The sequence below is a fragment of the Candidatus Microbacterium colombiense genome (genome assembly GCA_029203165.1).
Taxonomy (GTDB): domain Bacteria; phylum Actinomycetota; class Actinomycetes; order Actinomycetales; family Microbacteriaceae; genus Microbacterium; species Microbacterium colombiense.
On the sequence record CP119308.1, the window covers coordinates 333,610 to 358,985 of the forward strand.

Consider the following 25,376-nt stretch of genomic DNA (forward strand, 5'->3'; position numbering starts at 1 on the left):
GCGAGCTACTCGCCGGTGCAGTAACGCAGCTCGACGGCAGAACCGATCGGCACGTCTCCCGGCGCCACCGACATCGACATCACCGTCGCCGGATCGGTCGCCGGGCAGTCCGGTGCCTCGACGGGTGTCGCGGTGAGTCCGAGATCCTCGAGATTGGTGGTCGCCGCGGCGAGCGTCCACCCGGCGAGGTCGGTGAGCGTGACCTTGCCGCTCGCCACGACCAGGTCGATCACCGACTTCGGCGCGACCTCGGCATCTTCGTCTTCGCTGGCCGAGATCACCGTGTCGGCCTTGATCGACTTGTCGTTGCGTTGGATGACCGTGCCCAGTTCCAAACCGGCGCTGGCCAGGGCTTTCTTCGCATCCGCGAGTGACAGGCCCTCGAGCTGAGGCACCGTGGCCGTTTCCACGCCGGACGAGACGTAGAGGGTGACGGTGTCGCCCTCGCTGACCGTCTCGTCGGCTTCGGGGTCGGTGCGGATCACGTTGCCCTTGGTGATGTCGGTACTGGTCTCGATCACGATCTTCGTCGTGAGATCGAGATCGGAGAGATCGGATTGCGCACGCTCCGACGACACATTGACCAGGTCGGGGACCACGCGGGAAGTGGCCGGCACCTCGGCCGGGCGCATGCTGATCGTCCAGACCCAGAACAGCACGGAGGCCAGCAGCACGGCGAGCAGGGCGACGCCCGCCCAGATCCACGCCACCGGGGGACCGGATTGCGTGCGGGCCATCGTGGTGTCGGTGCTCAACTGCCGCAGCGACCGTGCTGTCTCCTGCGCCTGACGGGGGCTCGGGCCGTACAGCTCGCTCGTCAGCGCACCGAGCTGCTTGCGGCTGGGAGCGATACCGGTGACGGCGCCGTCGAGTGCGGCGCGGAAGTGCGCGGCATCCGGGTAGCGCTGGTACGGATCCTTCGCGAGCGCCCGCAGAACAACGGGGTCGAGCGCGCCGGGGGAGTCTTCGTTCACCTCGGTGGGTGCCAGCGGAGTCTCGCTGACGTGCTGGTAGGCGACCGCGACCGGGGACTCACCGCGGAACGGCTGGCGTCCCGTGAGCAGTTCGTAGAGCACGACTCCGGTGGAGTACAGGTCGGCGCGCGCGTCGACCGGCTCGCCCTTCGCCTGCTCGGGGGAGAAGTATGCCGCCGTACCGATGATCTGCGTCGTCTCGGCGACGGTGGAGGACGAGTCCGACACCGCGCGCGCGATGCCGAAGTCCATGACCTTGACCTGGCCCTTGTCGGTGACCATCACGTTGCCGGGCTTGATGTCGCGATGCACGACGCCGGCGCGGTGGGAGTAGTCGAGCGCTTCGAGGATGCCGTCGGTGTAGCGCACCGCGTCTTCGACGGGAACCGGACCCCGGGCGATGATGTCCTTCAGCAGGGTGCCGCTGATGAGCTCCATCACGATGTAGGGCGGGTCGTCTGACGGGCTCTCGCCGTTGGAGGGGTCGCCCGCGTCGTACACGCGCACGATCGACGGGTGCGACATGCGGGAGGCTGCCTGCGCCTCGAGGCGGAACCGCGTGCGGAACGCCGTGTCACGGGCCAGATCGGGGTCGAGGATCTTGATCGCGACCTCGCGGCCGAGCGTCAGATCCTGACCGCGGTACACCTTCGCCATGCCGCCGTGCCCGATGAGCTCGCCGACGCGGTACCTACCCGCGAGAACGCGTGGCTCTGTGGACACCGACTACCCCCTGGAACGACTGTGACTGAGCAATAAGGCTACCCTTGTGCGCCGCCGTCGCCGTCACCCTCGCCGGGGTCGACCACGGGAGCGGTGATGGTGACGGAGAGCGGCGGGGAGGCATCCGACGTGCGCTGGTCGGTCCCACCGGAGCACAGGCCCTGGTACGTCGCGATGAGCTGCTGCCCGACGGCCGTGCCGACCACGACATCCGCATTGCGCTGGGTGGCGGGGAAGGTCGGGCCGCCCGAGACGAACGTGCCGTTCTGCAGCGAGACCGTGTAGCCGGAGAGCGTCGTGCCGCTGGGGCAGGTGAACCCGGTACCCCAGGCGATCTTCACGGTGCTGCCGGCGACCGGGTCACCCGTGATCGTCGGGCGGTCGCTCGGCACCGGGAGTGCCGTGCGCGCGGAGTAGACCGTGAGCGTGATCGCCCGCGTGACGTCGACGTTGCCCGTGGGCTCCACGTTGTAGACACGACCGACCTCGGAATCCGAGGGAGCGGGGTCGCCGTTCACGCAGGCGATGTCGCTCACGAAGCCATTGTCGGTGAGCGTCTTCGTCGCGGTCGCGCAGTCCATGCCGTTCAGGTTGAGCGCACTGACGTCGACCCGCGTGGGGCCGGGGTCGGGGGTCTCGCTCGGCGTCTCCGGGGGAGTGGACGACTGGGTCGGGGTGTTCGACGGCTTGTCGTCGTCACCGGCGCCCTGATTCATCAGCGCGAAGACGGTGCCACCGAGCACGATGACCAGCAGCGCGATGAGCGCGATCAGCGGCCACGTCCACGGGCTGCGCTTCTTCTTCGGCTTCTCGTCTTCGTCGTCGTCGGCACCGGTCGGCAAGGACGCGGTCGTCGGAAGGATGCGCGTCGTGCCGTCATCGCCCGTGGCGGTGAGGAGGCGGGTTGCGTCGTCGTCGCCGGCGATGCCGCCCGTCGCGATCGCGGGCACGGCGATCGCGGCCGAGTTCAGGTCACCGCGACGCAGCGCCTGGGCGGCGCGCGCCACAGTGGCGGAGGAGGACGGACGATCGCTCGGCTTCTTGGCGATCATCGCCATGACGAGGTTCTGCACCGGGATCGGCACCGTCGGCGGAAGCGGCGGCGGCTGCTCGTTGATCTGCGCCATCGCGATCGCGACCTGCGACTCACCCGTGAACGGGCGCTTGCCGGCGAGGCACTCGTACGCGACGATGCCGAGCGAATAGGTGTCGGTGGCGGGGGAGGCCGGGTGACCCGACGCCTGCTCCGGCGACAGGTACTGCACCGTTCCCATGACCTGACCGGTCGCCGTCAGCGGCACCTGGTCGGCGATACGGGCGATGCCGAAGTCGGTGATCTTGACGCGGCCGTCGGGCGTGATCAGCAGGTTTCCGGGCTTGATGTCGCGGTGCACGAGACCGGCCGCGTGGGCGGCCTGCAGAGCGGATGCCGTCTGGGCGACGAAGTCGAGCGTCTTGTCGGCGCTCAGCGCACCGTCGCGCTCAAGCATGGTCGACAGGGCCTCACCCGGCACGAGCTCCATGACGAGGTAGGCGCTGCCGTTCTCCTCGCCGTAGTCGAACACGCTGGCGATGCCCTCATGGTTGACGAGAGCGGCGTGCCGAGCCTCAGCCCGGAAGCGCTCGAGGAACCCGGGGTCCCCCATGTACTCGTCCTTGAGGATCTTGATGGCGACCACACGTCCGATGACGTGATCCGTCGCCTCCCACACCTCGCCCATGCCGCCGATCGCGATTCGCGACAACAGCTCGTAGCGACCACCGAACGACACACCCTGCGTCGGCCTCATCTGCCCAGCACCGCCTCTATGACCTTCTTCGCAATCGGAGCGGCGATGGTGTCGCCGGATCCGGATTGTCCCTGACCGCCGCCGTCTTCGACGACGACTGCTACTGCGACCGCCGGGTCGTTCGCCGGCGCAAAACCGGTGAACCACAACGTGTGCGGCTTGCTACCGTTCTCCGCCGTGCCGGTTTTCCCGGCCACGTCGACCCCGTCTATTCTTGCACCCTGCGCCGCGCCCGTTGCGACGCTCGCGACCATGGCCGCCGTCACGTCGTTCGCGACATCCGCTTCCATCGCACGGCCGAACTCGCTGTTGTCGAACGCGCGGATCACCGACAGGTCGTCGCCGATCACGGCATCCACCATGTGCGGGTTCATCACGACACCGTCGTTGGCGATTCCCGCCGCGACCATCGCGATCTGCAGCGGCGTCGCGGTGACCTGTCCCTGGCCGAACCCGGTGAGCGCGGTCTGCGCATCGTCGAGTGCGCGGGGGTAGCTGGAGGGGGTCGACTCGAGCGGCGTCTCGAAGCTCTTGTTGAAGCCGAACTTCTCCGCCATCTCGCGGATCGCGTCGTCGCCGAGCTCGACTGCGAGCTCCGCCATCGGGATGTTGCAGCTGAGGCGCACCGCATCCGCGATCGTCACGGTCGATCCGCTGCCGCAGGTGGTGCCCGAGGCGTTCGAGACCTTGTTCGACGACCCGGGCAGGGTGTACGAGGCTGGGTTCGGCAGAGTCGACTGCGGAGTCCAGTCACCGCTCGCGAAGGCGGTGGCGGCCACGAGGATCTTGAAGGTCGACCCGGGAGGGTTCAGATCTCCCGCGATCGCACGGTTCGAGAGCGGCTTCGACGGGTCGGCGACCAGCTGGTCGTAGGCCGAGTTCGCGGCATTCGCATCGTGCGTGGCGAGCAGGTTCGTGTCGAACCCGGGCGTCGACGCCATGGCGAGGATGCGGCCGGTCTTCGGCTCGATCGCGATGACCGCACCCTGCAGCCCGTCGAGAGCTTCGTAAGCGGCGCGCTGTGCAGCGGTGTCGAGCGAGAGCTCCACACTGAAGCCGCGCTGCGGCTGCCCCGAGATGATCCGCTCGATCTCGGCGAAGAATGCGTTCGATCCGGTGCCCGACAGGTCGCTGTTCATGGCCTGCTCGATGCCGGTGGCAGAGCCCAGCGCGGGGTTGAAGTAGCCCGTCACCGGCTCCCACATCGCGGCATCCGAATACACGCGCTGGAACTGGTACTGGTCGTCGCTGGGCACCGAGGTGGCGATCGCGACGCCGTCGACGATGATCGCTCCGCGCTGGATCTGGTAGCTGTCCAGCCGGGTGCGCTTGTTGTGCGGATCCTGCGCCAGGGTGTCGGATTCGACGACCTGGATCCAACTGGTCGCGGCGAACAGCGCGATGAACATGAAGAGCATCACGACGCTGAGGCGACGGAGTTCGCGGGTCATCCGATGACCACCCTCGGCTGGCGGCGCACGCCGTCGGAGATGCGCAGCAGGAGCGCGACGATCAGCCAGTTCGCGACGAGCGAGGAGCCACCCGCGGCCAGGAACGGCGTCGTGAGTCCGGTCAGGGGGATCACACGGGTCACGCCGCCGACCATGATGAACACCTGCAATGCGATCGTGAACGAGAGCCCGGTGGCGAGCAGCTTGCCGAAGTCGTCCTGACCGGCGAGCCCGATGCGCACGCCACGGCTCACGAACACCATGTAGAGGCAGAGGATCGCGAACAGGCCGATCAGCCCGAGCTCTTCACCGAGGCTCGTGATGATGTAGTCGCTGTGGGCGAGAGGGGTGACCTCGGGACGCCCCTGGCCCCATCCGGTGCCGATCAACCCGCCGCGGGCGAGACCGAACAGACCCTGCATGGGCTGATAGCCCGCACCGTCGGGGTCGACCTGGTTCGGATCGAACAGGAAGAGCCAGTTGATGAAGCGGCCGCGCACGTAGCTGAGGATCTGCGTGGCCACGGCGACGCCGGCGACCACGAGGGTCAGACCGATCACGACCCAGCTCGTCTTGCCGGTCGCGACGTAGAGCATCGCCACGAACATGCCGAAGATCAGGGTTCCGGTTCCCAGGTCGCGCTGCAGCACGATGATGCCGAGCGAGATCACCCACACCACGAGCACGGGGCCGAGCTCGCGCATGCGCGGCCAGGTCATGCCGAGGAAGCGGGTTCCCACCGAGGTGAGGCTCTCGCGCGTGCGCACCAGGTAGCCGGCGAAGAAGATCGCCAGGCAGATCTTCGCGAGCTCACCCGGCTGGAAGGCGAAGACGCCCCCGAGCGACACCCACACCGCGGCGTTCGCATCGGGGATGCGCAGACCAGGCACGAACGGCAGCAGGAGCAGCAGGATGCCGGCGAGGCCGAAGATGTACGTGTACCGGAAGAGGATGCGGTAGTTGCGCAACGCGATCACGACCGCGATGGCGCCCGCGAGGGAGATCGCCGTCCACGCCAGCTGCTTGGTGGAATAGGCGTCCCACCCGGTGTTCTTGAACGCGATGTCGATGCGGTAGATCATCGCGATGCCGAGGCCCGAGAGCAGGGTGGCGATGGGCAGCACGAACGGATCGGCATCGGATGCCACGGCGCGCAGCACGAAGTGCAGGGCGAAGGCGAGCACGGCCAGTCCGCCGCCGATGCCCAGCACGACGGGATCGATCACGCCGAGCGCGCCCAGCTGCACGAGGGTCAGCGAGGCACCGGCGATCGCGAGGGCGAACAGCAGCAGCCAGAATTCGCGGTTGCGCTGCGTCTGAGGCAGGCGGATGCGCTTGAGCGCCTTGATGACGCTGGTGTCGGCGGCGACGTCGGTGCTCATCCGGCATCTCCCGCGGGGGTCTCGGTCAGCGTCGGCGTGGGCGTGGGGAGCGGTGACGGGATCGCGTTCGCATCCGCACCGGCACGTAGCCGGTCGACGATGGCCATGGCATCCGACAGCGAACGGGCCGAGATCGTGCGCTCGACCGAGGACCGCTGATACTGCGGCAGCTCGGCGAGCAGGATGTCGGTGTCCTGCACCGGGGTCGACAGGATGATCGGCCCGATGTTCTGCTGCACGCCCTGGAAGATCACCACGCTGTCGTCATCGGCGCCGATGAAGTAGCGCGTCTGCGTCCAGCTGTAGGCCGCGAACGCCGCGAAGCCGAGCATCGCGATGACCACCAGCACCCCGGCGATCCATCCGAGGCGTCGGCGCTTGGCGCGGCGGCGATCCTCTTCGATGAGCTCCTCGAGGTACTCGGCGGCAGGCTCGAAGTGGCTGGGCTCGTTGGCCGCCTGGCGCACCGGGTGCAACCAGTTCGAACGGGCGGGGCGCAGCGAGGGCACCAGGACGCCGGAGGGGTTCGATGCGGCACCGACGATGGTCGCGGTGCCGGACGACAGTGGATGCTGACCGCCCACGTCGACCAGGACGATCGTGACGTTGTCGGGTGCTCCGCCGTCGAGGGCCTGCTTGAGCAGGTTGTCGGCCGTGCGGCCCGGGGCGACGCCGAGGCGCATGGCCTTGAGCACACGCGTCTCGTCGACGACGCCGGAGAGTCCGTCGGAGCACAGCAGCCAGCGATCGCCGGGCTGCGTGGGCATGACGAAGAGATCGAGCTCCGGATCGGAGTCCATGTCGCTGAGCACGCGCATGAGCACCGAGCGACGCGGGTGATACCGGGCCTCTTCGGGGGTGATGCGGCCCGAGTCGACCAGCCGCTGCACGAAGGTGTGGTCGGCCGTGATCTGGGTCAGCGCGTCGTCGCGGTAGAGGTAGATGCGCGAGTCGCCGATGTGGCCGATCACGGCGTAGTCGTCGACCATGATGATCGCGCTTACCGTGGTGCCCAGGCCCGCGAGCTCGGGACGTTCCTTGGCGGCGCGGATCAGATCGCCCGCGGCCGTCGTCACCGCGGCCTGCAGCGACGCCTGCGCGTCATCCGTCGAGGCGTAGGCCTGGTCGAGAGGCTTCAGTCGCTCGACCGCGATGCTCGAGGCGACATCGCCGCCCGCGTGACCACCCATGCCGTCGGCCACGGCGAACAGGTTCGCGCCGGAATAGCCGGAGTCCTGGTTGTTGGACCGGACCTTCCCGGTATGGGAGATCGCGGCGCTCGAGCCTTCGAAGACCATGCCGGCGTCAGGCTCGCAGCTCGAAGGTCGTGGCGCCCACCTTGATGGGCGTGCCGAGCGAGAGCGACACGGGGGAGCCCGTCACGCGCTGGCCCGCCACGAAGGTGCCGTTGGTGGAGTCGAGGTCCTGGATCGCCCAGGCGTCTCCGCGCAGCATCAGGCGCGCATGGTGGCTCGAGGTGTAGTCGTCGCGGATCACGAGTGCCGACTCGCTGGAGCGGCCGATCGTGAGGGAGTCGGCGCCCAGGGGAAGCTCCAGGCCCGCCTTGGGGCCCGAGGTGATCACCAGACGCTTGGCGGTCGCGATCGTCGCGGGGCCGGTCGAGGGCTTCGCGGATGCCGGGCGCGAGACGGGAGCGGCGGGGGCAGCGCTCGCCGCAGCGGCAGGAGCGCCGGCCGTCGCCTCGACGGGGAGCTTGCGCACCTTCACGCCGAACAGATCGGCGCGCAGGGAGTAGATGACTCCGAACACGAAGAACCACAGCACGATGAGGAAACCGATGCGCAGCAGCAGGAGGACGAGTTCACTCACGACAGTGCTCCGAACGCCCGGGTGGAGTCATCCGTCGGCCGCGAAGGCGTCGCGACGGGGACGATCTTGAACACGAGGTCGGTACGACCGATCGTGATCGTGGTGTCGGTGGGCAGGGCGGCCTCGCGCAGCTTCTGCCCGTCGACCTTCGTGCCGTTGGTCGAGCCGAGGTCGCGCATCATGGCGCGCTCGCCGTCCCAGAGGATCTCGGCGTGCTTGCGGCTGGATCCGGCATCGGCGATCGTGATGTCGGCATCCGTCCCGCGGCCGATCACCGTGCGGGCACGCGTGATGGAGTGGCGGCGGCCGTCGACGTCGACCACGGCCTGCCAGGTGACGCGACCCTCGACGGTGCCCGAGTTCACGCGCACCGTGCCGGTCGCGACCTTGTCGTCGGCTTCGAGCGCGATCGACAGGGGGCCGGAGAAGCTGTAGCCCTGTGCCTTGGAGTGCTTGGTGAGCAGTGCGTGCAGCTCGTCGGTGAGGGCGCCACCGAGTCCGCGCATCCGCTCCGCGTCGTCGGGGCTGAGGCGCACGACATAGCTGTTGGGCGCGATGATGCGGTCGCGGCTCACGACCGCGGCCTTCGTGTCGGCCTCGCGGCGGAGCGCCGAAGCGATCTCCACCGGTTGTATGCCGCTGCGGAAGGTCTTCGCGAAGGCGCTGTTCACAGCGCGCTCGAGACCCTTCTCAAAGCTGTCAAGTAGTCCCACTGGGCTCCTCTGGCATGCCGACCGGTAGGGCCATCGTAGCCAGGTGACCTGGAAGTGCGCCCCGGAGTGGCTCCGTGGCGCGTAATCCGGGGTGTTCCGGGGGTCTTACGGGGGTGCTGCGGGGGTGCTGCGGCGGTGCTGCGGCGAGACACAGCTGTTGCCGCGACACACCACACCTGACGTGATGTCTCATGCCGGGCGTGGTTTCTCGTGCGCGCGGACGGGTGATATGCTCGGGAAGTTGAGTTCTTCGGAGCGAGACACTCGCGCGAGTGGCGGAATGGTAGACGCGCTGGCTTCAGGTGCCAGTGTCCTTACGGGCGTGGGGGTTCAAGTCCCCCCTCGCGCACAGCGAGTCGAGTTGTGAAGAAAGACCCGGTCCTTTGGGAACCGGGTCTTTTCTCGTCTGAGGGGCATTCTTCTATACGGTGACCGGATACCGGGGAGAGAACCGGAGAGGCCGTCCCATGAATCCACTGCTCCCGTCCGTGATGGACATCGCGCTCAGCGCCGCGCTCTTCGCCGTCTTCGTGCTGACGATCGTCGCGCTGGTGTCGTGGGTGCGCACCCCGCTGCCAAGCAGAGGAGCGGCCGCCCTGTGGGCGTGTGCCATCCTGCTCCTCCCGCTGCTCGGGGCCGTGTCGTGGTTCACGTCGCAGACGTATCGATCGCGGCGCGCGACCCAGACGTGATCCCCCCGCCTCAGCGGGCTTCCCGGCGCAGGAGGATGCTGAGACGGATGGCGGAGACTGCGAAGAACACGGCGCCGATCGCCGCATAGCCGCCGACGCCAACGATCATCTCCGACCCCTGAATGCCTTGGAACAGGAAGGCCGAACCGGCGAAGACCGAGATCCCTCCGCTGAGCATCTGCGGCACCTGTCCACCGGAACGACGGTTGCGGATCGCCGAGATCAGCTGCGGGATGCCGGCGCCGATCGCCCACGCACCCCAGATGGCGAGGGCCGCGGCGAGGGAGACGGTCGATGCCACACCGAGCGCGATCGCGACGAGCACGCTGACCACCACGTTGATCCACTCGCTGGTCGCGGAGCGGTCGGCGTCGGGCCGCGCGCGCAGCTGCCACAGCACCGCACCGGCATCGAAGAGCGGGTATGCGATCAGCAGCACGGTGAGGAAGGGCCCCGCGCTGCCACCGGTGGCGAACAGGAGGGCGACCCAGACGAGCGTGAACGCGACGCGCACGATGTACAGCGTGCGCAGGGAGCTGCTGAGCGATGTGGTTGCGGCCGGTGCGGAGGTGGTCATGAGGATGTCTCTTTCGTGGAGGTCGAGTGGTCATACAGCCCTGTAGAGTTACTAGTACGTCTACATGAAGAACCGTAGACTCATAACCGTGTCGGCGCAAGCCGGCGGACCCGACCGGAGCACGCATGCACGCTGACGCCATCGATCCCACGCAGGCCACCACCCCGCGCACCGACACGCGTGCCCGCATCCTGGATGCCGCGAACGAGCTGTTCTACAGCCAGGGCATCCGCGCCACGAGCGCGGATCGGATCATCGAGCGCGTCGGCATCACGAAGGTGACGTTCTACCGCCACTTCCGCACGAAGAGCGACCTCGTCGTCGCCTATCTCGCTCAGCAGGCAGAGCGCGAGCAGGCGTGGATGACCGGCGTCGCCGAAGCGGGGGAGTCGACCGCGATCCTCGCCGCGCTCGCCGCGGGAATCGGCGACGCCAGCTGCACGGCCGGCTTCCGGGGGTGCGCGTTCATCAATGCCGCTGCGGAATTCGCCGACCCGGCCGATCCGGTTCGCCTCGCGGTCGACGCGCACCGCGGATGGATGCGCGAGTACTTCGCGGCCGTGGCGACGGATGCAGGGGCGGATGCCGCGGCATCCGTCGCCGACCAACTGATGATCCTGCGTGACGGCGCGATGGTGAACGGCTATCTCAGCGACGCGGCGACGCTGTCAGCCGCGCTCGAGGCCGGCTTCCGCTCGGTCGTCGCGCCCCGACACCACTGAGGTCACAGACCCGGCGAGAGGAAGAACATGAGCGACGACGGATGGCTGAAGCGGCTCGAGGCCGAGCATCTCGAGCTGGAGCTCACACGATTCGATCGAGCGGATGCCTGGCATCTCGGCCGTGCGATCGCGGAGCATGCGTTGGCCGGGTCGCATCCCGTGGCGATCGATGTGCGCACGGCAGGCGGCATCCTGTTCCACGCCTCGATGCCGGGCGCGACCGCCGACAACGACGAGTGGGTGCGGCGCAAAGCGGCGACGGCTCTGCGCTTCGAGACGAGCACGGCCCTGCTGGAAGCGCGCGTGGCGGCCGGCGGACGGGACATGTTCGAACCGGGGTGGCTCGACCCGGCGGTCTACGCCGTCGCGGGCGGGGCGGTTCCGATCCGCGTGTCCGGGGTGGGAGTCGTCGCGGTGGCGACGGTCTCGGGGCTGCCGTCCGCTGACGACCACGACCTCGTCGTGCAGGCGCTGACGGAACTGCGCGCCCGCTAGGCACCGATGGCGAAAGCGGGGTGAACACACGCGGGAGCCCCTCCGCTCCTGCGCGCATTCACCCCACGACCATCCCCCCGGATCAACGCCTCCCAGCCGTCCCCTCAGTATTGCTCGCGCCCGCCGCCGACTGGCCGTTCACAATCGATGTGAGAAACGTCGGTAAGGAATTGGCCGCTCGCGCAATAGGGGCGCGATATCGGGTGAATACTGTGAGCGCGGGCACGCCGGACAGATATCCCGGCTTCTGACGATGGCCACGGTGAACAGTGCCATCGGCGCCGCAGCAAGCCCTCGGTATGGTTTCCCCAGAACCCCCGGGGGCTTGCCCATGCTGGGAAGTAGGCGCGAGTGGGCCTTCGACGTACTGAGCGAAAGAGATTCACCTTCATGCAGATTCTGAGCGAGATCTACCGTAAAACATTCGTGGCGGGCGTGATCGTCATCTCGGTGCTGAGCGCGGCATCCGCCGTTCTCCTCATGCTGGGAACGCCGCCGCGCATCTCGCGCATCGACCCGGCGATCGTGACCATCGCCGTTGTCTCGATGCTGGTGCTGTTCGGCACCGTAGGGCCCCTCATCGCCCTGCTCGTGTGGAGCCGTCGTCGTCGCCCGAGCATCCTGCTGGCGATCGTCTTCATCGTCGTGATGTTCTCGCATGCGGTCAGCCTCGGAGAGCCGGTCGCCGTTCCGGGACAGTCCCTGACATCGATGCTCGCGCTCGTTCTCGGCGGGTTGACCGGGATCGCGATCCTGGTGCTCGCCATTGAGAATCATCGCGCGGTTCCGGTGCCGAGCGCGCTCTGACCTGACGAGCGGGTCCCTTGCGGCAGACTACGGAGCGAGGGAAAGGGGCCGCCATGGTGCAGCCATCACGAGACGAGGCGAACCCCCGGCGCGGCGGAGTCTTCCGTCGACGACCCTCGGGCGGCGTGGCATCCGACGGCATCTCAAGCCGCCGCACACGTTACGTGGACGACGGGCATCTGGTGCTGGCCCCGGGCGGCACCTCCGTCGACGACGCAAGCGCGTTCATCGAAGCGGATGCCGGGCGCACGGCGCTTCTGCTGTATCCGACCCCCACGCCGGAGGACATCGCCGAGCTCGCGAGCGCGTGGCACCTGCATCCGTTGCTCGTGGAGGACCTGCTGCACGCGGGGCAACGTCCGAAGCTCGAGCGCTACGATGACGCGCTCTTCCTCGTCGTCCGTTCCGCCTGGTACATCGACGCGGCGGAGGATGTCGACTTCGCCGAGTTCCACATCCTGGTGCGTCCGCAGGCCGTCGCGATCTTCTGCCAGGACGGACGGTGGATCGACGGGCTCGACGCAGCCGACGCATCGGGTGCCGCCGATCGCGGCGACCAGACCCTGCTCGCCGATGAGCAGTTGCTGCACCACGGACCCGAGGCCGTCGTCTACCGGCTGCTCGATGCGATCGTCGACGGCTACGTACCGGTGCTGCGGGGTCTTGCGATCGACCTGGAGCAGATCGAACGGCAGGTCTTCAGCGGAGACGCCGGCGTGACCGAGCGGATCTATCGGTTGAGCCAGGAGGTGATCGACCTGCAGCAGGCGACCTCGGGGCTCGCCGATGTGTTGAGCGCCCTGCGCAAGGGTTTCGATCGCTACGGCATCCCCGGCCCGCTCCAGACCTATCTGCAGGATGTGGCCGATCATCTCAGCCGCTCCAGCACGCAGGTCGCGGAGCTGCGGGAGTCGTTGTCGCAGATCCTCACCGTGAACGGGACCCTCGTGGCCCAGCGGCAGAACGAAGACATGAAGAAGATCTCGGGATGGGCGGCGATCCTCTTCGCGCCGACGCTGATCGGCGCGATCTACGGCATGAACTTCGACAACATGCCCGAGTTGCACTGGGCCTTCGGGTACCCGCTCGCGGTCGGCGGGATGATCGCCTTCGCGCTGATCCTGTACGTCATCTTCAAGAGACAGAAATGGATGTAGACGGCCCGACCCCGCCGCCTGACGGGCAGACTGGAAGCACCGTACGTCGACTCCCGGAGAAGTGATGTCTCAAGAGCAGCCTCGCAAGGTCCCCACCCAAGCCGTCCTCACGGTGCAGCAGGTCGAACAGGTGAGCCCCGAGCTGGTGCGCATCACTGCCGGGGGCGACGGCTACGAGGCGTACAACGACAACTTCTCCACCGACAAGTACGTCAAGATCCTGTTCGCCGACCCGCGTCACGGCCTCGTTCCGCCCTACGACCTGACGCAGCTTCGCGAGGAGAGCCCCGAGAAGCTGCCGACCCGCCGCACCTACACGATCCGCTCGGCCGATCCGGAGCAGCGTCGCGTGGTGATCGACTTCGTCGTGCACGGCGACGAGGGCGTCGCCGGCCCGTGGGCGCGCGCCGCGCAGGTGGGCGACACTCTCGTCATCAGTGGCGCAGGGGGTGGCTACCGCCCCGACCCCGCGGCGCCCTGGCACCTTCTCGTCGGAGATCACACCGCGCTGCCGGCGATCTCGTCGGCGATCGAGGCGATGGATGCCGCCGCGCGCGGCCACATCGTTCTGACCGTCGCGGGCGACGCCGATCGCATCCTTCCTGCCGTCCCGTCGGGGGTCACCCTGCGCTGGATGCGCACCGATGATGAGGCGCTCGCCGCTCTGTCGGATCTCGATTGGGCCGACGGGCATCCGCAGGTGTTCGCGCACGGGGAACGCGGAACCATCAAGGAGGTGCGCGCCCTGCTCAAGCAGCGCGAGGTGCCTCGGGAGTCCCTGTCGATCTCGGCGTACTGGGCTCGAGGCCGGGCCGAGGATCAGTTCCAGGCCGAGAAGCGCGAGCCGATCGGGCAGATCGAGTAGGTCGCGCGCGGCGCTCGACCTCAGCGAACTTGTATCGCTCTCTCGGAACAAGTTGTGATAGACATATGACACAACTCTTCTGATCGGAGGCGACATGTCGCTGAGTGGCGTACTCACGTTCGGCCTGGCCGACATTGCCGGAGCGGCGTTCTCGTTGCCACTGTTCTCGCTCTTCATCGCCGTGATCGTGGCGGGCGGGATCGCCATCGTCGCGTCGCGCCCGCGGGATGTCGCCGACGCGGCCGGATCATCGCCGCGGTCGACGGGCCTCCCGGCCGGAAGCGGCTACCGCGCCGTCCGGATCGCCTTGACGACCGCGGCCATTGTCGTCATCGTCGTGTTCGGCGTCGAGAACGTGCTGCGGGGGTACGTGCTCGACCTGTACGGGATCACGGCCTGGTGGCGCTTCGCGACCCCCGTGTTCGCGGCCGGGCTCGCGCTCGCCGTGATCGCCGCGGTCGCCGCTCGGAGCGCGGCCCGGCCGGTCGTGCCCGTCGTCACCGGTGAGCGCCGCACCTGGAGGACCTTCGTCCCGCGTGCCACCCTCATCGGGGGAGCGGTCGCGCTGGCGGCGGTGCTGGTGACCACGATCGCCGCGGGACTCGTCGCCTACGTGGGCAGCAACGGCGAATCCGCCTGGCTGGAGATCCCCATCAACAACGCTCCCGAGATCGACCCGGTGCGCCTCAACTTCTACGGCTGGACCTTCGGCATCCCGGTGCTGATCTGCGCCGCGCTGCTGGTGGCCGCGACGGGGGCGCTGCTCCATCTCACCGCAGCGCGACCGTACATCCGCCCCGAGACGGTCGTGGTGGAACGCCAGGAGCGCCGCGCCGCCGCGCGCGACGCCGTGCGGATCGCGACGGCGGGCCTGCTGCTCGCGCTGGCAGGGGCCTGGCGGCTGATCGCCAGCGCCGGCGGGGTCTCGGGCCTGACGATCGACGGACAGAACGATGGGGCGATGTTCGAGGTGATGTGGCGGCACTCCGAGCTCGCGCTCGCCGCAGGACGCTGCGCGCCGGTGCTCGAGGTCGTGGCCTTCGTGCTCCTGCTGCTGGTCATCGGTCAGGCGGGTCGCGCGAAGGCGACGCGCTCGTCGGATCGCGCAGAGGCGGCATCCGAGGCCGAGGTCGCCCGATGACGGCGTCATCGATCCTCGCCACCGCAGACGAGAGCAGTCCGACGCAGGACATCTACCGGCAGCTGCGCGGACTGATCGTGTCGGGCAGGCTCGGCGCGAAAGAGCGGCTGCCCACAGTGCGGCAGACGGCGAGCGACCTCGGAGTCGCCGCGGGAACCGTCGCCAAGGCCTACAAGATGCTCGAACAGGACGGACTCGTCATCAGCCGCACGGCAGCGGGCACCCGCGTCGCCGAGTCGGCCGCGCTGCTCCCCGCATCGGTGCTGCGGCACATCCGTGAACTGGTGACGGAGGCGATGGACGCAGGCGCCGACCCTGACGATGTGGTCGACGTGCTGCGCGTGGTGTGGCGGGCGGATGCCGGCGAGGCTGCGGTCGAGTAACCGACGTCGAGCAGCGACGTCAGTTGGCGCTGCGCAGCGTGGACGCGCGCGTGTGCCGCAACAGCGGCAGCTCGATCGAGGTGCCGGGTTCCACGACGTCTTCCAACAGGTCGATCAGCAACCGCACGCAGGCCGCACCCGCATCGCCACCACGCGCGTCGACCGAGGTGATCGGTGGATGCAGCGCCTCGTTGGCCTGGCTGTCGACACACGAGGCGAGCAGGAAATCGGTGCCGATCCGCAATCCGGTGGCCGTGATCGCTGGAGCGACCGCCGCCGCGACGCCGTCACCGGCCGCGACCAGGGCGTCGGTCGCGGGGTGAGCCTGGAGCAGTTCGGTGGCCGTTCGGCGCAGGTCCTCCGGTGACGCGCCGAAGGGCGATTCGACGATGACCGGCGTGATCGACCGCGCGGTGCACCAGTCGACATACGCGTTGCGGATGTTGAGCGACCACTCCGACACGGTCGTCGATGCGATCAACGCGGGTGCCGTCGCCCCCTCGGCCGACAGATGATCGAGCAGGTCGATCGCCTGGGCGGCGTGATCCGACCACACGACCCCCGAGGGCTCGCGCCCGCCGGGGAAGTGCTCCGACGACACCGTCATCAGCCCCGTCGCCATGAGTCGATCGAGCGTCTCGTCGCCGTCGACCGGGTCGATCAGCACGAGACCGTCGACGTGCGGCACGTGAGCGGCCCGCTCCCGGTTGCCCGCGACGATGAGCGTCACGTCGTAGTCACGCTGCGCCGCCTCGTTGACGGCGCCGTAGACGAACGAGAGGTAGTGCTCGCTGCGCACCAGCACCTGGGGGATGTAGAGGCCGATGGCGCCGGTCGTCGCCGTGCGCAGCGACCGCGCCGACCGGTTGATCGAGTAACCGAGCGATGCGGCGACGTCGAGAACGAGACGTCGCGTCTCCTCAGAGACCCGCCCGCCGCCGCGAAGGGCATCGGACACAGTCGTTTTGGACACGCCGGCCGCCTTCGCCACATCCACAATCGTCGCCGATGCCACGCGTCCCTCCCGAGTCTTCGCCATTGTCTCAGAAACCCTTCCCTTCAGAAGATCTGCCATTCCTCGCGCGTCACCGTGCAGGGTCCGCCCGGGTGGAATTCCAGGTGTCCGCCCTCCACATCGATGCCGATCGTGAGGAGCGTCTGCCACCGGTGCTCGAACGTGAGCGAGGGATCGGGGTGGCAGCACACGGCGGCGCCATCCGACTCGTGCACGAGCATCGCCTGCGCGCGGGCGACGGGATCGGCGGTGCGCAGGAGTTCGCTGCGGTCGCGGAGGTGGGTCAGGCGGGGGAAGGTGCTCGAGGTCGCAGGCACCAGTTCACCCTCGGCGAGAGCGTCGGCGAGGAAGTGATTGGTGTGCACGAGCAGGCCGTCGTCATCGGGCTCGACGACGGCTGCGCCGCTCGGACTCAGCTCGATCGACACGGCTCGTCCGCCACCCGCGCCGCCGGAGACGACCGTGAGCACCGTGGATGCGCTCACCTGGGCGGAGCGGGCGATACGGATCGCCTCGTCGATATCGTCGGCGCCGTCGAGCACCCCGCGGGCCACGGCATGCACGGGAACGCCGATCCCGTCGCCGTCGTCGTCGTGGTTGAGGATGTTGAAGTGCGAGCCGAGGCCGGCATCGTTCACACCGACCTTGCCGAGGATGCCGAACTCCGTGAAGTAGCGGACCTCCCGGTCGGGGCGCACGCGTGCCCGCACCACCAGCTGATCGGCATTGGACACGTCGTGCCAGTCCCACGTCTGCATGGTCCATGGTGCGCGACCGTCGGCGAGGGTGACGACGGTCGAGCACTCCCCTTCACCGATCGCGCCGACCGTCGCGAGGATCTCGGTGCGCGCGTTCAGCACCCCGATCTCCCACGGCTCGACGCCGGCGCCCTCGGCCAGGCCGCGCGCCTCCGCACCGAGCGGCGGCGACCACCGCTCGATGTTCTCGAGAGCGGTCAGACCGATGCGGGGAAGGTCGGCGGCGGCGACGCCGACCACCTCGAAGAGTTCGCGGTAGCTGCGCAGATTCCACGCGATCCCGTCTGCGCTGAAGCGTCCGATCTCCACGCCGCGCGCGAAGGGATCGACCTCATCGGTCTCGAAGCGGCGAATCGCCATGGAAGGTTCCTCTCAGATCGTGGGGATCCCGCGGGCCGAAGGCGGCGGGAAGGGAACGGGAGTGCGTCGTCATGTCGCCGCACGCAGCACGGCATCCCACGCCACCTCGGAGGCGATCGTGCCGAGTGCGATCGAGTTCACCGCCTGCTCGCCCAGTCGGGTGCTGCCGGCGGGCGGGAGCGTGATCTCGTCGGTCGTCAGCGCGAACAGGGTGTCGCCGTCGTGGTTGGTGTGGAAGGGCTGGATGGCGCGATGCATCGACGAGTGCACCTGCCGCGCGAACAGACGCAGCTCCTTGTCGTCGAGCGCGACGTTGGTGACGACGGCCGTGATGGTGGTGTTCCCGGCGGAGGTCGTCGGTGCTGTCCCGGTCGCGAGCGCCTGCTCGTAGTCCGTGAATGGATGCCGGCGGGTACCCGACTCGGCGTCGTAGTTGCCCCGCACCACGGCACCCGAGCGGTCGATGATCACGCCGACCGGGTTGACGACGGTGAGGACGAGGATCCTGATCTCGCCGATCTGACGGAAGGCCACGCCCTGTCCGGAGAACTCGGTGCGCGACGGATCGATCTTGCCGGTGGATGCGGAGACGCCCGCGCCGACCCGGCCAACGGCGACGCTGTCGGTGCGGGCGGCGAGCAGGGCGGCGCGGCCGAGCGCGGCATCCGGCATGATCCCCGTCGACCGTGCGGCCAGGTCGAAGATGACGGCGCCGGAGGTCGAGCGCAGGGCCTGCCAGCCGACCCGCCCCTCGGCGCGCGCGAGGAGTTCCTCATCGACACCGGTCGCGGCGGCGAGTCCGTACGACGAGCCGCCGGCGAAGCAGATGGCGTCATTCACCTCTTCGTAGCGTCCGATGATGCCGATCGCTCCGCCGCGCGCGTCGACCGAGGTGCGCAGCCCGCGATCGAACGCGAGCACGGTCGCGCCGGTGGGGCCGTCGGCGTACTCCGCCGTGCCGATCGAGACCCCCGGGAAGTCGAAGGCGACCTGGCCGCGTCCGACGCCGTGGGTCGGCACGAGTTCGAGGTCGTCGTTGCCGATGCGATCGCCCGTGACCGGCAGGGGCACCAGGCGGTGGGGAGCATCGGGATCGGCGACTGCCGGATCGATGAAGGTCATGCTGTCTCCTCGGAGGGGGTCGGACGGTGGGGCTGCCGGTTCAACGGGCGGCGCACAGGACGGCGTCCCATGCCAGTTCGGAGGCGAAGGCGCCGAGCGCGAGAGAGTCGACGGATGCCGATCCGTCGGTCGACCCCGGGACGAGATCGACCTCGTCGGTGGTGAGCGCGAACAGGGTGTCGCCGTCGAGCGCCGTATGGAAGGGCTGGATGGCGCGGTTCATCGACGAGTGCACCTGACGGCTGAAGTGGATGAGCTCGTGCTCGCTCAGCCGCACGTTCGTCACGACGGTGGTGATCGTCGTGTTGCCCCGCTGCGCCTCGGGACGCGCACCACCGGCCTGGGCGTTCTCGATCGCTGCGAGGTACGCGGGTTCGAGGCGGGAGCGTGTGCTGTCCCGCTCATCGAAGTTGCCGCGGACCACGGCGCCCGTGCGGTCGACGATCACGCCGACCGGATTCGGGACCGTCACCACGAGCACCCGCACGTCGCCGATGCGACCGAACGCCGCGCCCTGCCCCGTGATCTCGGTTCTCGCGTAGTCGATCTTGCCCGCTGAGGCGGAGGCCCCTGCACCGATGCGACCCACCGGCACCGCACCGTGGGTGGCGTCGCGCACCGCGGCGCGTCCGAGTGCCGCATCGGGGATGATGGCCGTCGCCCGCGCAGAGAAGTCGTAGATCACCGCGGTCGACACGAGTGCGAGGTCGTCGACGGTGCCGCGGTTGCCGTTGCGGAGGCGCAGTTCGTCGGCCACCCCGGATCCGGCGGACAGCCCGTATACCGATCCGCCGGCGAGGCAGATCGCGTGGGCGAAGTACTCGTAACCGCTGCTCATGCCGATCGCTCCGCCGCGCGCGTCGATCGCCATCCTCGCGCCGGCCGGCACATGCACGACCGTGCACCCGGTGGGTCCTTCGGGGTAGGTAGCGACGCCCACCTCGACGCCGGGGAAGTCATAGGCGACGACGTCGTCGGCGCTTCCCTGGATCGGTGTGAGCGAGACGTCGCGGTTGAGGGTGCGGGGCCCCCAATCGGGGACGCCCGCCAGTCGCGGGGCGGCGGTGCCGGATGAATGGGTCATAGTGCCTCCAGGAGTTGGCGGGAGTATTCGTGGGCCGGTTCGGCGTAGAACCGCTCGGTGTCGGCGAGCTCGACGATCTCGCCGAGGCGCATCACGGCGATGCGGTGGGCGACGTAGCGCACGGCGGCGAGGTCGTGGGAGATGAACAGGGCCGCGAAGCCGTGCTCCTCCTGCAGGTCGCGCAGCAGGTTGAGGATCTGCGTCTGGACGGAGACGTCGAGTGCGCTGACGGCCTCGTCGAAGACGATGAACGGCGGATGCGTGATGAGCGATCGTGCGATCGCGACGCGCTGGCGCTGCCCGCCAGACAACTCGTGGGGGTAGCGGTCGGCGAGGGACAGATCGAGACGCACCGCGCTCAACATGTTCTCGACCGCGTCGCGATGCGCGTGCAGACTGCCGCCCTGCAACGCAGCGAGAGGTTCCGCGATGGACGCGGCCACCGGGAGCCGAGGATCGAGCGACCACAGCGGGTTCTGCGGAACGAGCTGACGGCGACCGCGCGCGGACTTGGGGGTGCCCAACGGCTCGCCCTCGAACAGCACGCGTCCACCGGTGGGCTTCTGTAAGGCGAGGGCCACGCGACCGGTCGTCGACTTGCCGGAGCCGGATTCCCCGACGAGCCCGAGCGTCTCGCCGCTGTGGATCTCGAAGGACACGTCTCGCATCGCCTCGACCCGGCGGCGCGTCGGCCCCCATCCGCTCGAGAACGTGCAGGAGACGGCATCCAACGTCATGACGGCGCTCATGGACGAGCCCCCTTCCGTGCCTGGGCGATGACGCCCGTCTCGATCCGTTCGCCGGGGCGGGCGCTCGCCGGGTCAGCCCCCGCGAGGGCAATCGTGTACGGGTGGGTCGGGCTCTGCAGCACGGTACCGGCGGGGCCTTCCTCGACGACTGCGCCGTCGAACATGACCGCGACGCGTTCGCACCACCGGCCCACCGACCGCAGGTCGTGGCTGAGCCAGACGACGGTCGTGTCCTGTTCGTCGGCGATCTCGAACAGCAGGTTCGTGACCTCGTGTCGCACACTGGAGTCCAGCGCCGCGGTGGGCTCGTCGGCCACCAGGACGCGAGGATTCCGGGCGAGGGTCATCGCGATCACGACGCGCTGGGCCATGCCACCGGAGATCTGATGGGGGAAGAGTCGCAGCACGCCGCGGGGGTCGCGGATGCGCACACGATCGAGCAGCTCGGCCGCGTCGGCATCCGACGTCACGATCCCGGGAAGAGCGAGGCGCAGCTGGCGACCGATCCTCATGGTCGGATCGAGCGACGACACCGGATCCTGCGGGATCATCCCGACGACGTCGCGCCGCAGCGCCCGCACCTCGGCCGAGTCCATGGCGAGCACGTCGCGGCCGTTCACCGCGACACGACCGGAGGTGACCGAGCCGTTGGCGGGCAGAAGCCGGGAGAGGAGCGCGGCGACGGTCGACTTACCGGACCCCGACTCGCCGACCAGCCCGATTCGACGACCGGCGGCCACCTCGAGCGTCGCGTGGTCGAGTGCGCGCACGCGACCACCGTCCCGACGGACGTACTCGACGACCACGTCGGTGATCTCGATCGCGTGGACCACCGGAGAAGCCGGTGACTGTGCGGGGGAGGTCATTCGAGGCTCCTCGTCTCACGGGGTTCGAACAGATCTCGCAGGCTGTCGCCGAGGATGTTGATCGCGAGGATCGCGATCACCAGCACGACGCCGGGAGCGAGCAGCAGTGTGGGCGAGGTCACCATGTAGATCGCGCCCTCGCGGATCAGGAGGCCGAGGGAGGATGCCGGCAGCTGCACGCCGTATCCGAGGAAGCTCAGTCCGCCCTCGACGAGGATCGCGACCGAGAGCGCATAGGTGCCCTGCACGGCGATCGTGCCCGAGACGTTGCGCAGCACGTGGCGCACGAGGATGCGGGGCGTGCTGACGCCGGCGATGATCCCGGCGGTGATGAAGTCGCGCCCGGCGACCGACCGCGCCTCCTGGCCGACCATCCGCGTCATGAGCGGCACGGTGACCAGCACGATCGCGGCAACCGCCGTCGTCACGCCCGGTCCCACCGCCGTCGCCACGAGGATCGCGAGCACGATGGCCGGGAACGCGTAGAGGATGTCGCCGATGCGCATGATGAGGCCGCCGGCCAGACCGCCGTGGTAGCCGGCGATCATGCCCGCCGTGGCTGACACGAGCGCGGTGATGGCGACGGCCAGGACCGACAGGGCGAGCGTGGTCGCGATGCCCTCGAACAGGCGGGGCAGCAGCGACCTGCCCAGCGAATCGGTTCCCAGCGGCCACCCCGGCGCGGGCGGTGCGAGTCGGGGTCCGACGATGGTCGACGAGTCGCCCCCGATGTGGAGGAAGGTGCCGGCGACACCGATCAGCAGGATGCCGACCAGGACGCCCAGCGCGATGCGGCCGAGCAGGTCGATGCCTCGGAACGTCGTCGACAGGCGCCGGGCGCGCACGCCGATCAGGCCGGTGGCGGGGGGAACGGGCGAACTCATGCGAGGCCTCTCTTCCGTCCGGGCGTGATGCGAGGATCGACGAGCGCCGTGACCACGTCGATCACGAGGCTGCAGAGCACGAAGATGACGGTCGCGAGCAGCACTCCCGTCTGCACCACGGCGATGTCGCGGCGACCGAGACCCTGCACGAGGTACGAACCGAGCCCCGGCACCGAGAACACGCTCTCGACGAGCACGGCACCGCCGAGGAGGTACGCGAAGATCGTCGCCGTGAAGGTGAAGACGGGGATGAGCGCATTGCGCAGTACATGGTGCCGCACGATGAACGCCGGACGTTCACCGCGCGCGACCGCGGCGAGGATGTGGGGCTCGACGAGCACACCCATCACCGCATCGCGGGTGGTGCGTGCCGTCGCGGCGACGCAGAACACCGAGAGCACGAGCGCCGGCAGGAGCAACGAGACCAACGCTGCGCCGACGTCGTCGCGCGGAGAGACGAAGCCGGTGACGCTCAGGCCGAGGTCGAAGCGGGAGAACAGGTACACCACCAGCGAGCCCAGGACGATCTCGGGAACACTGATGCCGATGCTGCCCAGGAGGCGCCCGGTGATCGCGGACCGCCCGCGTGCCGGCCGCGTGCCGGCGTAGATCCCCAGCGGGATGCCGACGGCCAGCGTGATGATCATCGCCATGACGGCGAGCAGCACGGTCGTGGGAGCCCGCAGTGCGAACTCGTCGAGGACCGGGTTCTGGCTTGCGACCGAGATCCCGAAGTCGCCGTGCAACGCCGACGTCATCCACGCCCAGTACTGCTCGGGCAGACTGCGATCGAGGCGGAACGTCTCCCGGATCGCGTCCTTGGCCGCGTCCGAGGCGAGCGGCCCGAGCAGCAGCTGGGCGAAGTCGCCGGGGAGGCTGCGGACGGCGACGAAGATCAGGATCGACGCGCCCACGACGACCGCGAGGGCCGTCACCAGCCTCCCCGGCAGCATTCGCAGAATCCGCATGGCGTTACTCTGCCTCGATCAGACGGAAGTCGGAGGCGAAGCGCAGCACGTTCCCGTAGCCCTCGTTGGTGGAGATCGTCGGGCTCAGGGCGTCGGAGCGGAAGGCGATCTGACCGGGACGGTTCACGAGCGCGACCATCTGGGCGTTCTCGTCGACCGCCGCGCAGAGCTCGGTGAAGACGTCGGCACGCTCCGCACCGATCGGGGTCTCGGCAGCTTCCGTGATGAGGGTGTTGATCTCGGGGGTGGGAGCCATGAATCGTGCGGTGAAGCCGGCGGTGTCGGTGTTCCACCAGTTGGTGACCAACGACGCATCGCCGTATCCCGCGAACCAGCTGATGCTGAGATCGGCATCCGCGGGCACCGCCGGGTCGCCGTACAACGCCTCGCCCCAGATGCCGTCATCGAGGATCTGCACGTCGAGATCGATGTCGAACGCCGCGAGCTGCTGTTGGATCACCTGAGCGATCGCGCCGGGGCCGGCCTCACTGTTCCAGGTCTTGAGGGTGAGGCTCAGGTTCTCCGCACCCGCATCGCTCAGGAGGTCGCGGATCTCGTCGTCGCTGATCGTGGCCGAGGGCAGCTCGGCGGGGTCACAGGCATCCGGAAGTGCGAAGGGGGTGAGCGCGGTGGGCTTCGCGTTGCCGGCGAGGGCGACGTCGGAGATCTGCTGACGATCGACGATCGCGTTGATCGCGAACCGCACACGCTCGTCGGCGAGAGGGGAATCGGGATCGGCCCCGTTGAGCACGAGGTAGAAGAAGTCGGTGTTCTGTTGGTTGACCACGGTCGCGGCCGCCGTCTGCGCGAGAAGGGAGGCGGCATCCGGGTTGTTGAAGATGACGTAGTCGGCGCTTCCGTCGCGGATGGCGGCCAAGCGGGCGGCTTCGTCGGGGACGACGTCGAGGGTGATCGTGTCGGGCGAGTACTCCGTGCCGTTGTAGTGCGTGTTGCGCTCGAACGTCCAGGACTGATCCTGCACATGGGCGGTGGGAGTGTAGGGACCGCTGCCGACGACGTCGGTCTTGAGGTCGATCTCGCCCGCGTCGATCTCGGCGATGGGGAGCACCGAGGTCGCGACGTGGGCGAGCAGGCCGAACAGGGGAGAGTACGCCTTCGAGAGGTGGAGGGTCACTTCTCTGTCGCCGGTCGCCTCGACCGAGGAGATCACGCTCGCCTGCGCGGACCACGCGCCGCCGATCGTCTTGAGCCGTTCGAAGCTCCCGGCGACGTCATCGGGGGTGACGGCACGCCCGTTGGAGAACGTGGCTCCCTCGCGCAGCGTGAAGACGTACTCGGTGGGGCTCTTCTCCTCCCAGGACTCGGCGAGGCCAGGGGTGGGCGCGAAGTTCTCGTCCAACCCGACGAGAGTCTCGTAGGAGAGGCCGAGGATCATCCACGACCGGGCGGTGTCGGCCAGCTGCGGGTCGAGGCCGGCTGCTTCGACGCTGTCGTAGTCGACGGCGACGGTCAGGGCACCGCCGGTCGGGAGGGCGGTGTCGGCGGAGGCGAGGAAGCCGGTCTTCGCCTCGGGTGCGGTGCCGGAGTCGGGTGTGGTCGAGGCCGAGCAGCCGGCCAGGACCAGTGCGGTGGTCAGTGCCAAACCGATCGCGGGGATCTTCGTGCGCATGTCGGAGTCCTTCGAGGGTCGATGGTGCGGGAGTGGTGCGGGTAGGTGCCACAGTCGTGCGCGGTCCGAGTCGGCGACTCTGCCGGATCGTTCCGGCGCTCTTGCAAGCTAGCCGTCGTCAAGCCTGCCGTCAAGAGTGGATCTGCGATGACTTCGGATCGAAACACTCCCGTAATCTCGCGGATCGGATCGTTCCGGCATGGTTGACGAAAGTCCGTCGACCTCGCTACAGTGCGAT

General features: G+C 68.7%; 25 protein-coding genes and 1 tRNA gene. 9 read left to right on the plus strand and 17 right to left on the minus strand.

The window, feature by feature from the left end:
* Nucleotides 1–5: 5 nt before the first annotated feature.
* From pknB to P0Y60_01795, 7 genes are read right to left on the minus strand one after another with little or no spacing between them, the layout of a single operon-like run.
* Nucleotides 6–1,697 carry a Stk1 family PASTA domain-containing Ser/Thr kinase gene (pknB, locus tag P0Y60_01765; GenBank protein ID WEK61515.1) on the minus strand — a complete coding sequence of 564 codons (1,692 nt, stop codon included), beginning with the start codon at nucleotides 1,695–1,697 and terminating at the stop codon, nucleotides 6–8.
* Nucleotides 1,698–1,735: 38 nt separating this feature from the next.
* Nucleotides 1,736–3,487, minus strand: a complete 1,752-nt coding sequence (locus P0Y60_01770; GenBank protein ID WEK61516.1) for a protein kinase — start codon at nucleotides 3,485–3,487, stop codon at nucleotides 1,736–1,738.
* Nucleotides 3,484–4,938, minus strand: coding sequence for a penicillin-binding transpeptidase domain-containing protein (locus P0Y60_01775; GenBank protein WEK61517.1), 1,455 nt, complete (start codon nucleotides 4,936–4,938; stop codon nucleotides 3,484–3,486). Before P0Y60_01775 ends, P0Y60_01770 begins: the two co-directional genes overlap by 4 nt.
* On the minus strand, nucleotides 4,935–6,320 hold the full coding sequence (locus tag P0Y60_01780) for an FtsW/RodA/SpoVE family cell cycle protein (GenBank protein WEK61518.1): 1,386 nt from the start codon (nucleotides 6,318–6,320) through the stop codon (nucleotides 4,935–4,937). The genes P0Y60_01775 and P0Y60_01780 overlap by 4 nt, the downstream gene beginning before the upstream one ends.
* On the minus strand, nucleotides 6,317–7,618 hold the full coding sequence (locus P0Y60_01785; GenBank protein WEK61519.1) for a protein phosphatase 2C domain-containing protein: 1,302 nt from the start codon (nucleotides 7,616–7,618) through the stop codon (nucleotides 6,317–6,319). Before P0Y60_01785 ends, P0Y60_01780 begins: the two co-directional genes overlap by 4 nt.
* Before the next feature lie 7 nt (nucleotides 7,619–7,625).
* Entirely contained in the window at nucleotides 7,626–8,150 is a 525-nt protein-coding gene (locus P0Y60_01790; GenBank protein WEK61520.1) for an FHA domain-containing protein, read from the minus strand.
* The gene (locus tag P0Y60_01795; protein ID WEK61521.1) at nucleotides 8,147–8,863 is read right to left on the minus strand and encodes a DUF3662 and FHA domain-containing protein; all 717 of its coding nucleotides are present in this window, start codon (nucleotides 8,861–8,863) and stop codon (nucleotides 8,147–8,149) included. The genes P0Y60_01790 and P0Y60_01795 overlap by 4 nt, the downstream gene beginning before the upstream one ends.
* A gap of 266 nt (nucleotides 8,864–9,129) precedes the next feature.
* On the opposite strand from P0Y60_01795, the gene P0Y60_01800 reads away from it, so the two are divergent.
* Nucleotides 9,130–9,212: transfer RNA gene (locus P0Y60_01800), tRNA-Leu, on the plus strand.
* A 118-nt stretch (nucleotides 9,213–9,330) separates the two neighbouring features.
* Complete coding sequence (locus P0Y60_01805; GenBank protein ID WEK61522.1) at nucleotides 9,331–9,555, plus strand: PLDc N-terminal domain-containing protein; 225 nt, start codon at nucleotides 9,331–9,333, stop codon at nucleotides 9,553–9,555.
* 10 nt (nucleotides 9,556–9,565) lie between these two features.
* On the opposite strand, the gene P0Y60_01810 is transcribed toward P0Y60_01805, so the two are convergent.
* Nucleotides 9,566–10,132 carry a hypothetical protein gene (locus P0Y60_01810; GenBank protein ID WEK61523.1) on the minus strand — a complete coding sequence of 189 codons (567 nt, stop codon included), beginning with the start codon at nucleotides 10,130–10,132 and terminating at the stop codon, nucleotides 9,566–9,568.
* A gap of 125 nt (nucleotides 10,133–10,257) precedes the next feature.
* Here P0Y60_01810 and P0Y60_01815 point away from each other — a divergent pair, with 125 nt between their 5' ends.
* The 7 genes from P0Y60_01815 to P0Y60_01845 all read left to right on the plus strand — a co-directional run bounded on the left by P0Y60_01815 (nucleotide 10,258) and on the right by P0Y60_01845 (nucleotide 15,702).
* Nucleotides 10,258–10,854 (plus strand): helix-turn-helix domain containing protein, encoded by a 597-nt coding sequence (locus P0Y60_01815; protein WEK61524.1) that lies wholly within the window; start codon nucleotides 10,258–10,260, stop codon nucleotides 10,852–10,854.
* A 27-nt stretch (nucleotides 10,855–10,881) separates the two neighbouring features.
* Nucleotides 10,882–11,349, plus strand: coding sequence for a heme-degrading domain-containing protein (locus tag P0Y60_01820; protein WEK61525.1), 468 nt, complete (start codon nucleotides 10,882–10,884; stop codon nucleotides 11,347–11,349).
* A gap of 390 nt (nucleotides 11,350–11,739) precedes the next feature.
* A complete protein-coding gene (locus P0Y60_01825) occupies nucleotides 11,740–12,156 on the plus strand; it encodes a hypothetical protein (protein ID WEK61526.1) in 417 nt (138 codons plus the stop codon).
* A gap of 53 nt (nucleotides 12,157–12,209) precedes the next feature.
* The gene (locus tag P0Y60_01830; GenBank protein ID WEK61527.1) at nucleotides 12,210–13,313 is read left to right on the plus strand and encodes a magnesium and cobalt transport protein CorA; all 1,104 of its coding nucleotides are present in this window, start codon (nucleotides 12,210–12,212) and stop codon (nucleotides 13,311–13,313) included.
* 64 nt (nucleotides 13,314–13,377) lie between these two features.
* A complete protein-coding gene (locus P0Y60_01835; GenBank protein WEK61528.1) occupies nucleotides 13,378–14,178 on the plus strand; it encodes a siderophore-interacting protein in 801 nt (266 codons plus the stop codon).
* 94 nt (nucleotides 14,179–14,272) lie between these two features.
* Nucleotides 14,273–15,319 carry a hypothetical protein gene (locus P0Y60_01840; protein WEK61529.1) on the plus strand — a complete coding sequence of 349 codons (1,047 nt, stop codon included), beginning with the start codon at nucleotides 14,273–14,275 and terminating at the stop codon, nucleotides 15,317–15,319.
* Nucleotides 15,316–15,702: a GntR family transcriptional regulator gene (locus tag P0Y60_01845; protein ID WEK61530.1), complete on the plus strand. Its 387-nt coding sequence runs from the start codon at nucleotides 15,316–15,318 to the stop codon at nucleotides 15,700–15,702. The genes P0Y60_01840 and P0Y60_01845 overlap by 4 nt, the downstream gene beginning before the upstream one ends.
* 19 nt (nucleotides 15,703–15,721) lie before the next feature.
* Here P0Y60_01845 and P0Y60_01850 read toward each other — a convergent pair whose 3' ends face one another.
* The 9 genes from P0Y60_01850 to P0Y60_01890 form a co-directional block, all read right to left on the minus strand.
* Nucleotides 15,722–16,741 carry a LacI family DNA-binding transcriptional regulator gene (locus P0Y60_01850; protein WEK61531.1) on the minus strand — a complete coding sequence of 340 codons (1,020 nt, stop codon included), beginning with the start codon at nucleotides 16,739–16,741 and terminating at the stop codon, nucleotides 15,722–15,724.
* A 20-nt stretch (nucleotides 16,742–16,761) separates the two neighbouring features.
* On the minus strand, nucleotides 16,762–17,835 hold the full coding sequence (locus tag P0Y60_01855) for a C45 family autoproteolytic acyltransferase/hydrolase (protein ID WEK61532.1): 1,074 nt from the start codon (nucleotides 17,833–17,835) through the stop codon (nucleotides 16,762–16,764).
* Between the two features lie 69 nt (nucleotides 17,836–17,904).
* Nucleotides 17,905–18,957, minus strand: coding sequence for a P1 family peptidase (locus P0Y60_01860; protein ID WEK61533.1), 1,053 nt, complete (start codon nucleotides 18,955–18,957; stop codon nucleotides 17,905–17,907).
* A 40-nt stretch (nucleotides 18,958–18,997) separates the two neighbouring features.
* Nucleotides 18,998–20,041 (minus strand): P1 family peptidase, encoded by a 1,044-nt coding sequence (locus tag P0Y60_01865; GenBank protein WEK61534.1) that lies wholly within the window; start codon nucleotides 20,039–20,041, stop codon nucleotides 18,998–19,000.
* Nucleotides 20,038–20,790 carry an ATP-binding cassette domain-containing protein gene (locus tag P0Y60_01870; GenBank protein ID WEK61535.1) on the minus strand — a complete coding sequence of 251 codons (753 nt, stop codon included), beginning with the start codon at nucleotides 20,788–20,790 and terminating at the stop codon, nucleotides 20,038–20,040. The genes P0Y60_01865 and P0Y60_01870 overlap by 4 nt, the downstream gene beginning before the upstream one ends.
* Nucleotides 20,787–21,656, minus strand: coding sequence for an ABC transporter ATP-binding protein (locus P0Y60_01875; GenBank protein ID WEK61536.1), 870 nt, complete (start codon nucleotides 21,654–21,656; stop codon nucleotides 20,787–20,789). The genes P0Y60_01870 and P0Y60_01875 overlap by 4 nt, the downstream gene beginning before the upstream one ends.
* On the minus strand, nucleotides 21,653–22,540 hold the full coding sequence (locus P0Y60_01880; protein WEK61537.1) for an ABC transporter permease: 888 nt from the start codon (nucleotides 22,538–22,540) through the stop codon (nucleotides 21,653–21,655). Before P0Y60_01880 ends, P0Y60_01875 begins: the two co-directional genes overlap by 4 nt.
* Nucleotides 22,537–23,508, minus strand: coding sequence for an ABC transporter permease (locus tag P0Y60_01885; GenBank protein WEK61538.1), 972 nt, complete (start codon nucleotides 23,506–23,508; stop codon nucleotides 22,537–22,539). The genes P0Y60_01880 and P0Y60_01885 overlap by 4 nt, the downstream gene beginning before the upstream one ends.
* Nucleotides 23,509–23,512: 4 nt before the next feature.
* On the minus strand, nucleotides 23,513–25,138 hold the full coding sequence (locus P0Y60_01890; GenBank protein WEK61539.1) for an ABC transporter substrate-binding protein: 1,626 nt from the start codon (nucleotides 25,136–25,138) through the stop codon (nucleotides 23,513–23,515).
* Between the last annotated feature and the right edge of the window lie 238 nt (nucleotides 25,139–25,376).

What these genes read in the sequence shown, in the direction of transcription:
- P0Y60_01835 (WEK61528.1), top strand. Translation starts at nt 13,378, where the DNA reads ATGTCTCAAGAGCAGCCTCGCAAGGTCCCCACCCAAGCCGTCCTCACG.
- P0Y60_01830 (WEK61527.1), top strand. Translation starts at nt 12,210, where the DNA reads ATGGTGCAGCCATCACGAGACGAGGCGAACCCCCGGCGCGGCGGAGTC.
- P0Y60_01840 (WEK61529.1), top strand. Translation starts at nt 14,273, where the DNA reads ATGTCGCTGAGTGGCGTACTCACGTTCGGCCTGGCCGACATTGCCGGA.
- P0Y60_01770 (WEK61516.1), bottom strand. Translation starts at nt 3,487, where the DNA reads ATGAGGCCGACGCAGGGTGTGTCGTTCGGTGGTCGCTACGAGCTGTTG.
- P0Y60_01820 (WEK61525.1), top strand. Translation starts at nt 10,882, where the DNA reads ATGAGCGACGACGGATGGCTGAAGCGGCTCGAGGCCGAGCATCTCGAG.
- P0Y60_01890 (WEK61539.1), bottom strand. Translation starts at nt 25,138, where the DNA reads ATGCGCACGAAGATCCCCGCGATCGGTTTGGCACTGACCACCGCACTG.
- P0Y60_01785 (WEK61519.1), bottom strand. Translation starts at nt 7,618, where the DNA reads ATGGTCTTCGAAGGCTCGAGCGCCGCGATCTCCCATACCGGGAAGGTC.
- P0Y60_01865 (WEK61534.1), bottom strand. Translation starts at nt 20,041, where the DNA reads ATGACCCATTCATCCGGCACCGCCGCCCCGCGACTGGCGGGCGTCCCC.
- P0Y60_01815 (WEK61524.1), top strand. Translation starts at nt 10,258, where the DNA reads ATGCACGCTGACGCCATCGATCCCACGCAGGCCACCACCCCGCGCACC.
- P0Y60_01885 (WEK61538.1), bottom strand. Translation starts at nt 23,508, where the DNA reads ATGCGGATTCTGCGAATGCTGCCGGGGAGGCTGGTGACGGCCCTCGCG.
- P0Y60_01860 (WEK61533.1), bottom strand. Translation starts at nt 18,957, where the DNA reads ATGACCTTCATCGATCCGGCAGTCGCCGATCCCGATGCTCCCCACCGC.
- P0Y60_01845 (WEK61530.1), top strand. Translation starts at nt 15,316, where the DNA reads ATGACGGCGTCATCGATCCTCGCCACCGCAGACGAGAGCAGTCCGACG.
- P0Y60_01825 (WEK61526.1), top strand. Translation starts at nt 11,740, where the DNA reads ATGCAGATTCTGAGCGAGATCTACCGTAAAACATTCGTGGCGGGCGTG.
- P0Y60_01805 (WEK61522.1), top strand. Translation starts at nt 9,331, where the DNA reads ATGAATCCACTGCTCCCGTCCGTGATGGACATCGCGCTCAGCGCCGCG.
- P0Y60_01855 (WEK61532.1), bottom strand. Translation starts at nt 17,835, where the DNA reads ATGGCGATTCGCCGCTTCGAGACCGATGAGGTCGATCCCTTCGCGCGC.
- P0Y60_01780 (WEK61518.1), bottom strand. Translation starts at nt 6,320, where the DNA reads ATGAGCACCGACGTCGCCGCCGACACCAGCGTCATCAAGGCGCTCAAG.
- P0Y60_01870 (WEK61535.1), bottom strand. Translation starts at nt 20,790, where the DNA reads ATGAGCGCCGTCATGACGTTGGATGCCGTCTCCTGCACGTTCTCGAGC.
- P0Y60_01810 (WEK61523.1), bottom strand. Translation starts at nt 10,132, where the DNA reads ATGACCACCTCCGCACCGGCCGCAACCACATCGCTCAGCAGCTCCCTG.
- P0Y60_01875 (WEK61536.1), bottom strand. Translation starts at nt 21,656, where the DNA reads ATGACCTCCCCCGCACAGTCACCGGCTTCTCCGGTGGTCCACGCGATC.
- P0Y60_01850 (WEK61531.1), bottom strand. Translation starts at nt 16,741, where the DNA reads ATGGCGAAGACTCGGGAGGGACGCGTGGCATCGGCGACGATTGTGGAT.
- P0Y60_01880 (WEK61537.1), bottom strand. Translation starts at nt 22,540, where the DNA reads ATGAGTTCGCCCGTTCCCCCCGCCACCGGCCTGATCGGCGTGCGCGCC.
- P0Y60_01775 (WEK61517.1), bottom strand. Translation starts at nt 4,938, where the DNA reads ATGACCCGCGAACTCCGTCGCCTCAGCGTCGTGATGCTCTTCATGTTC.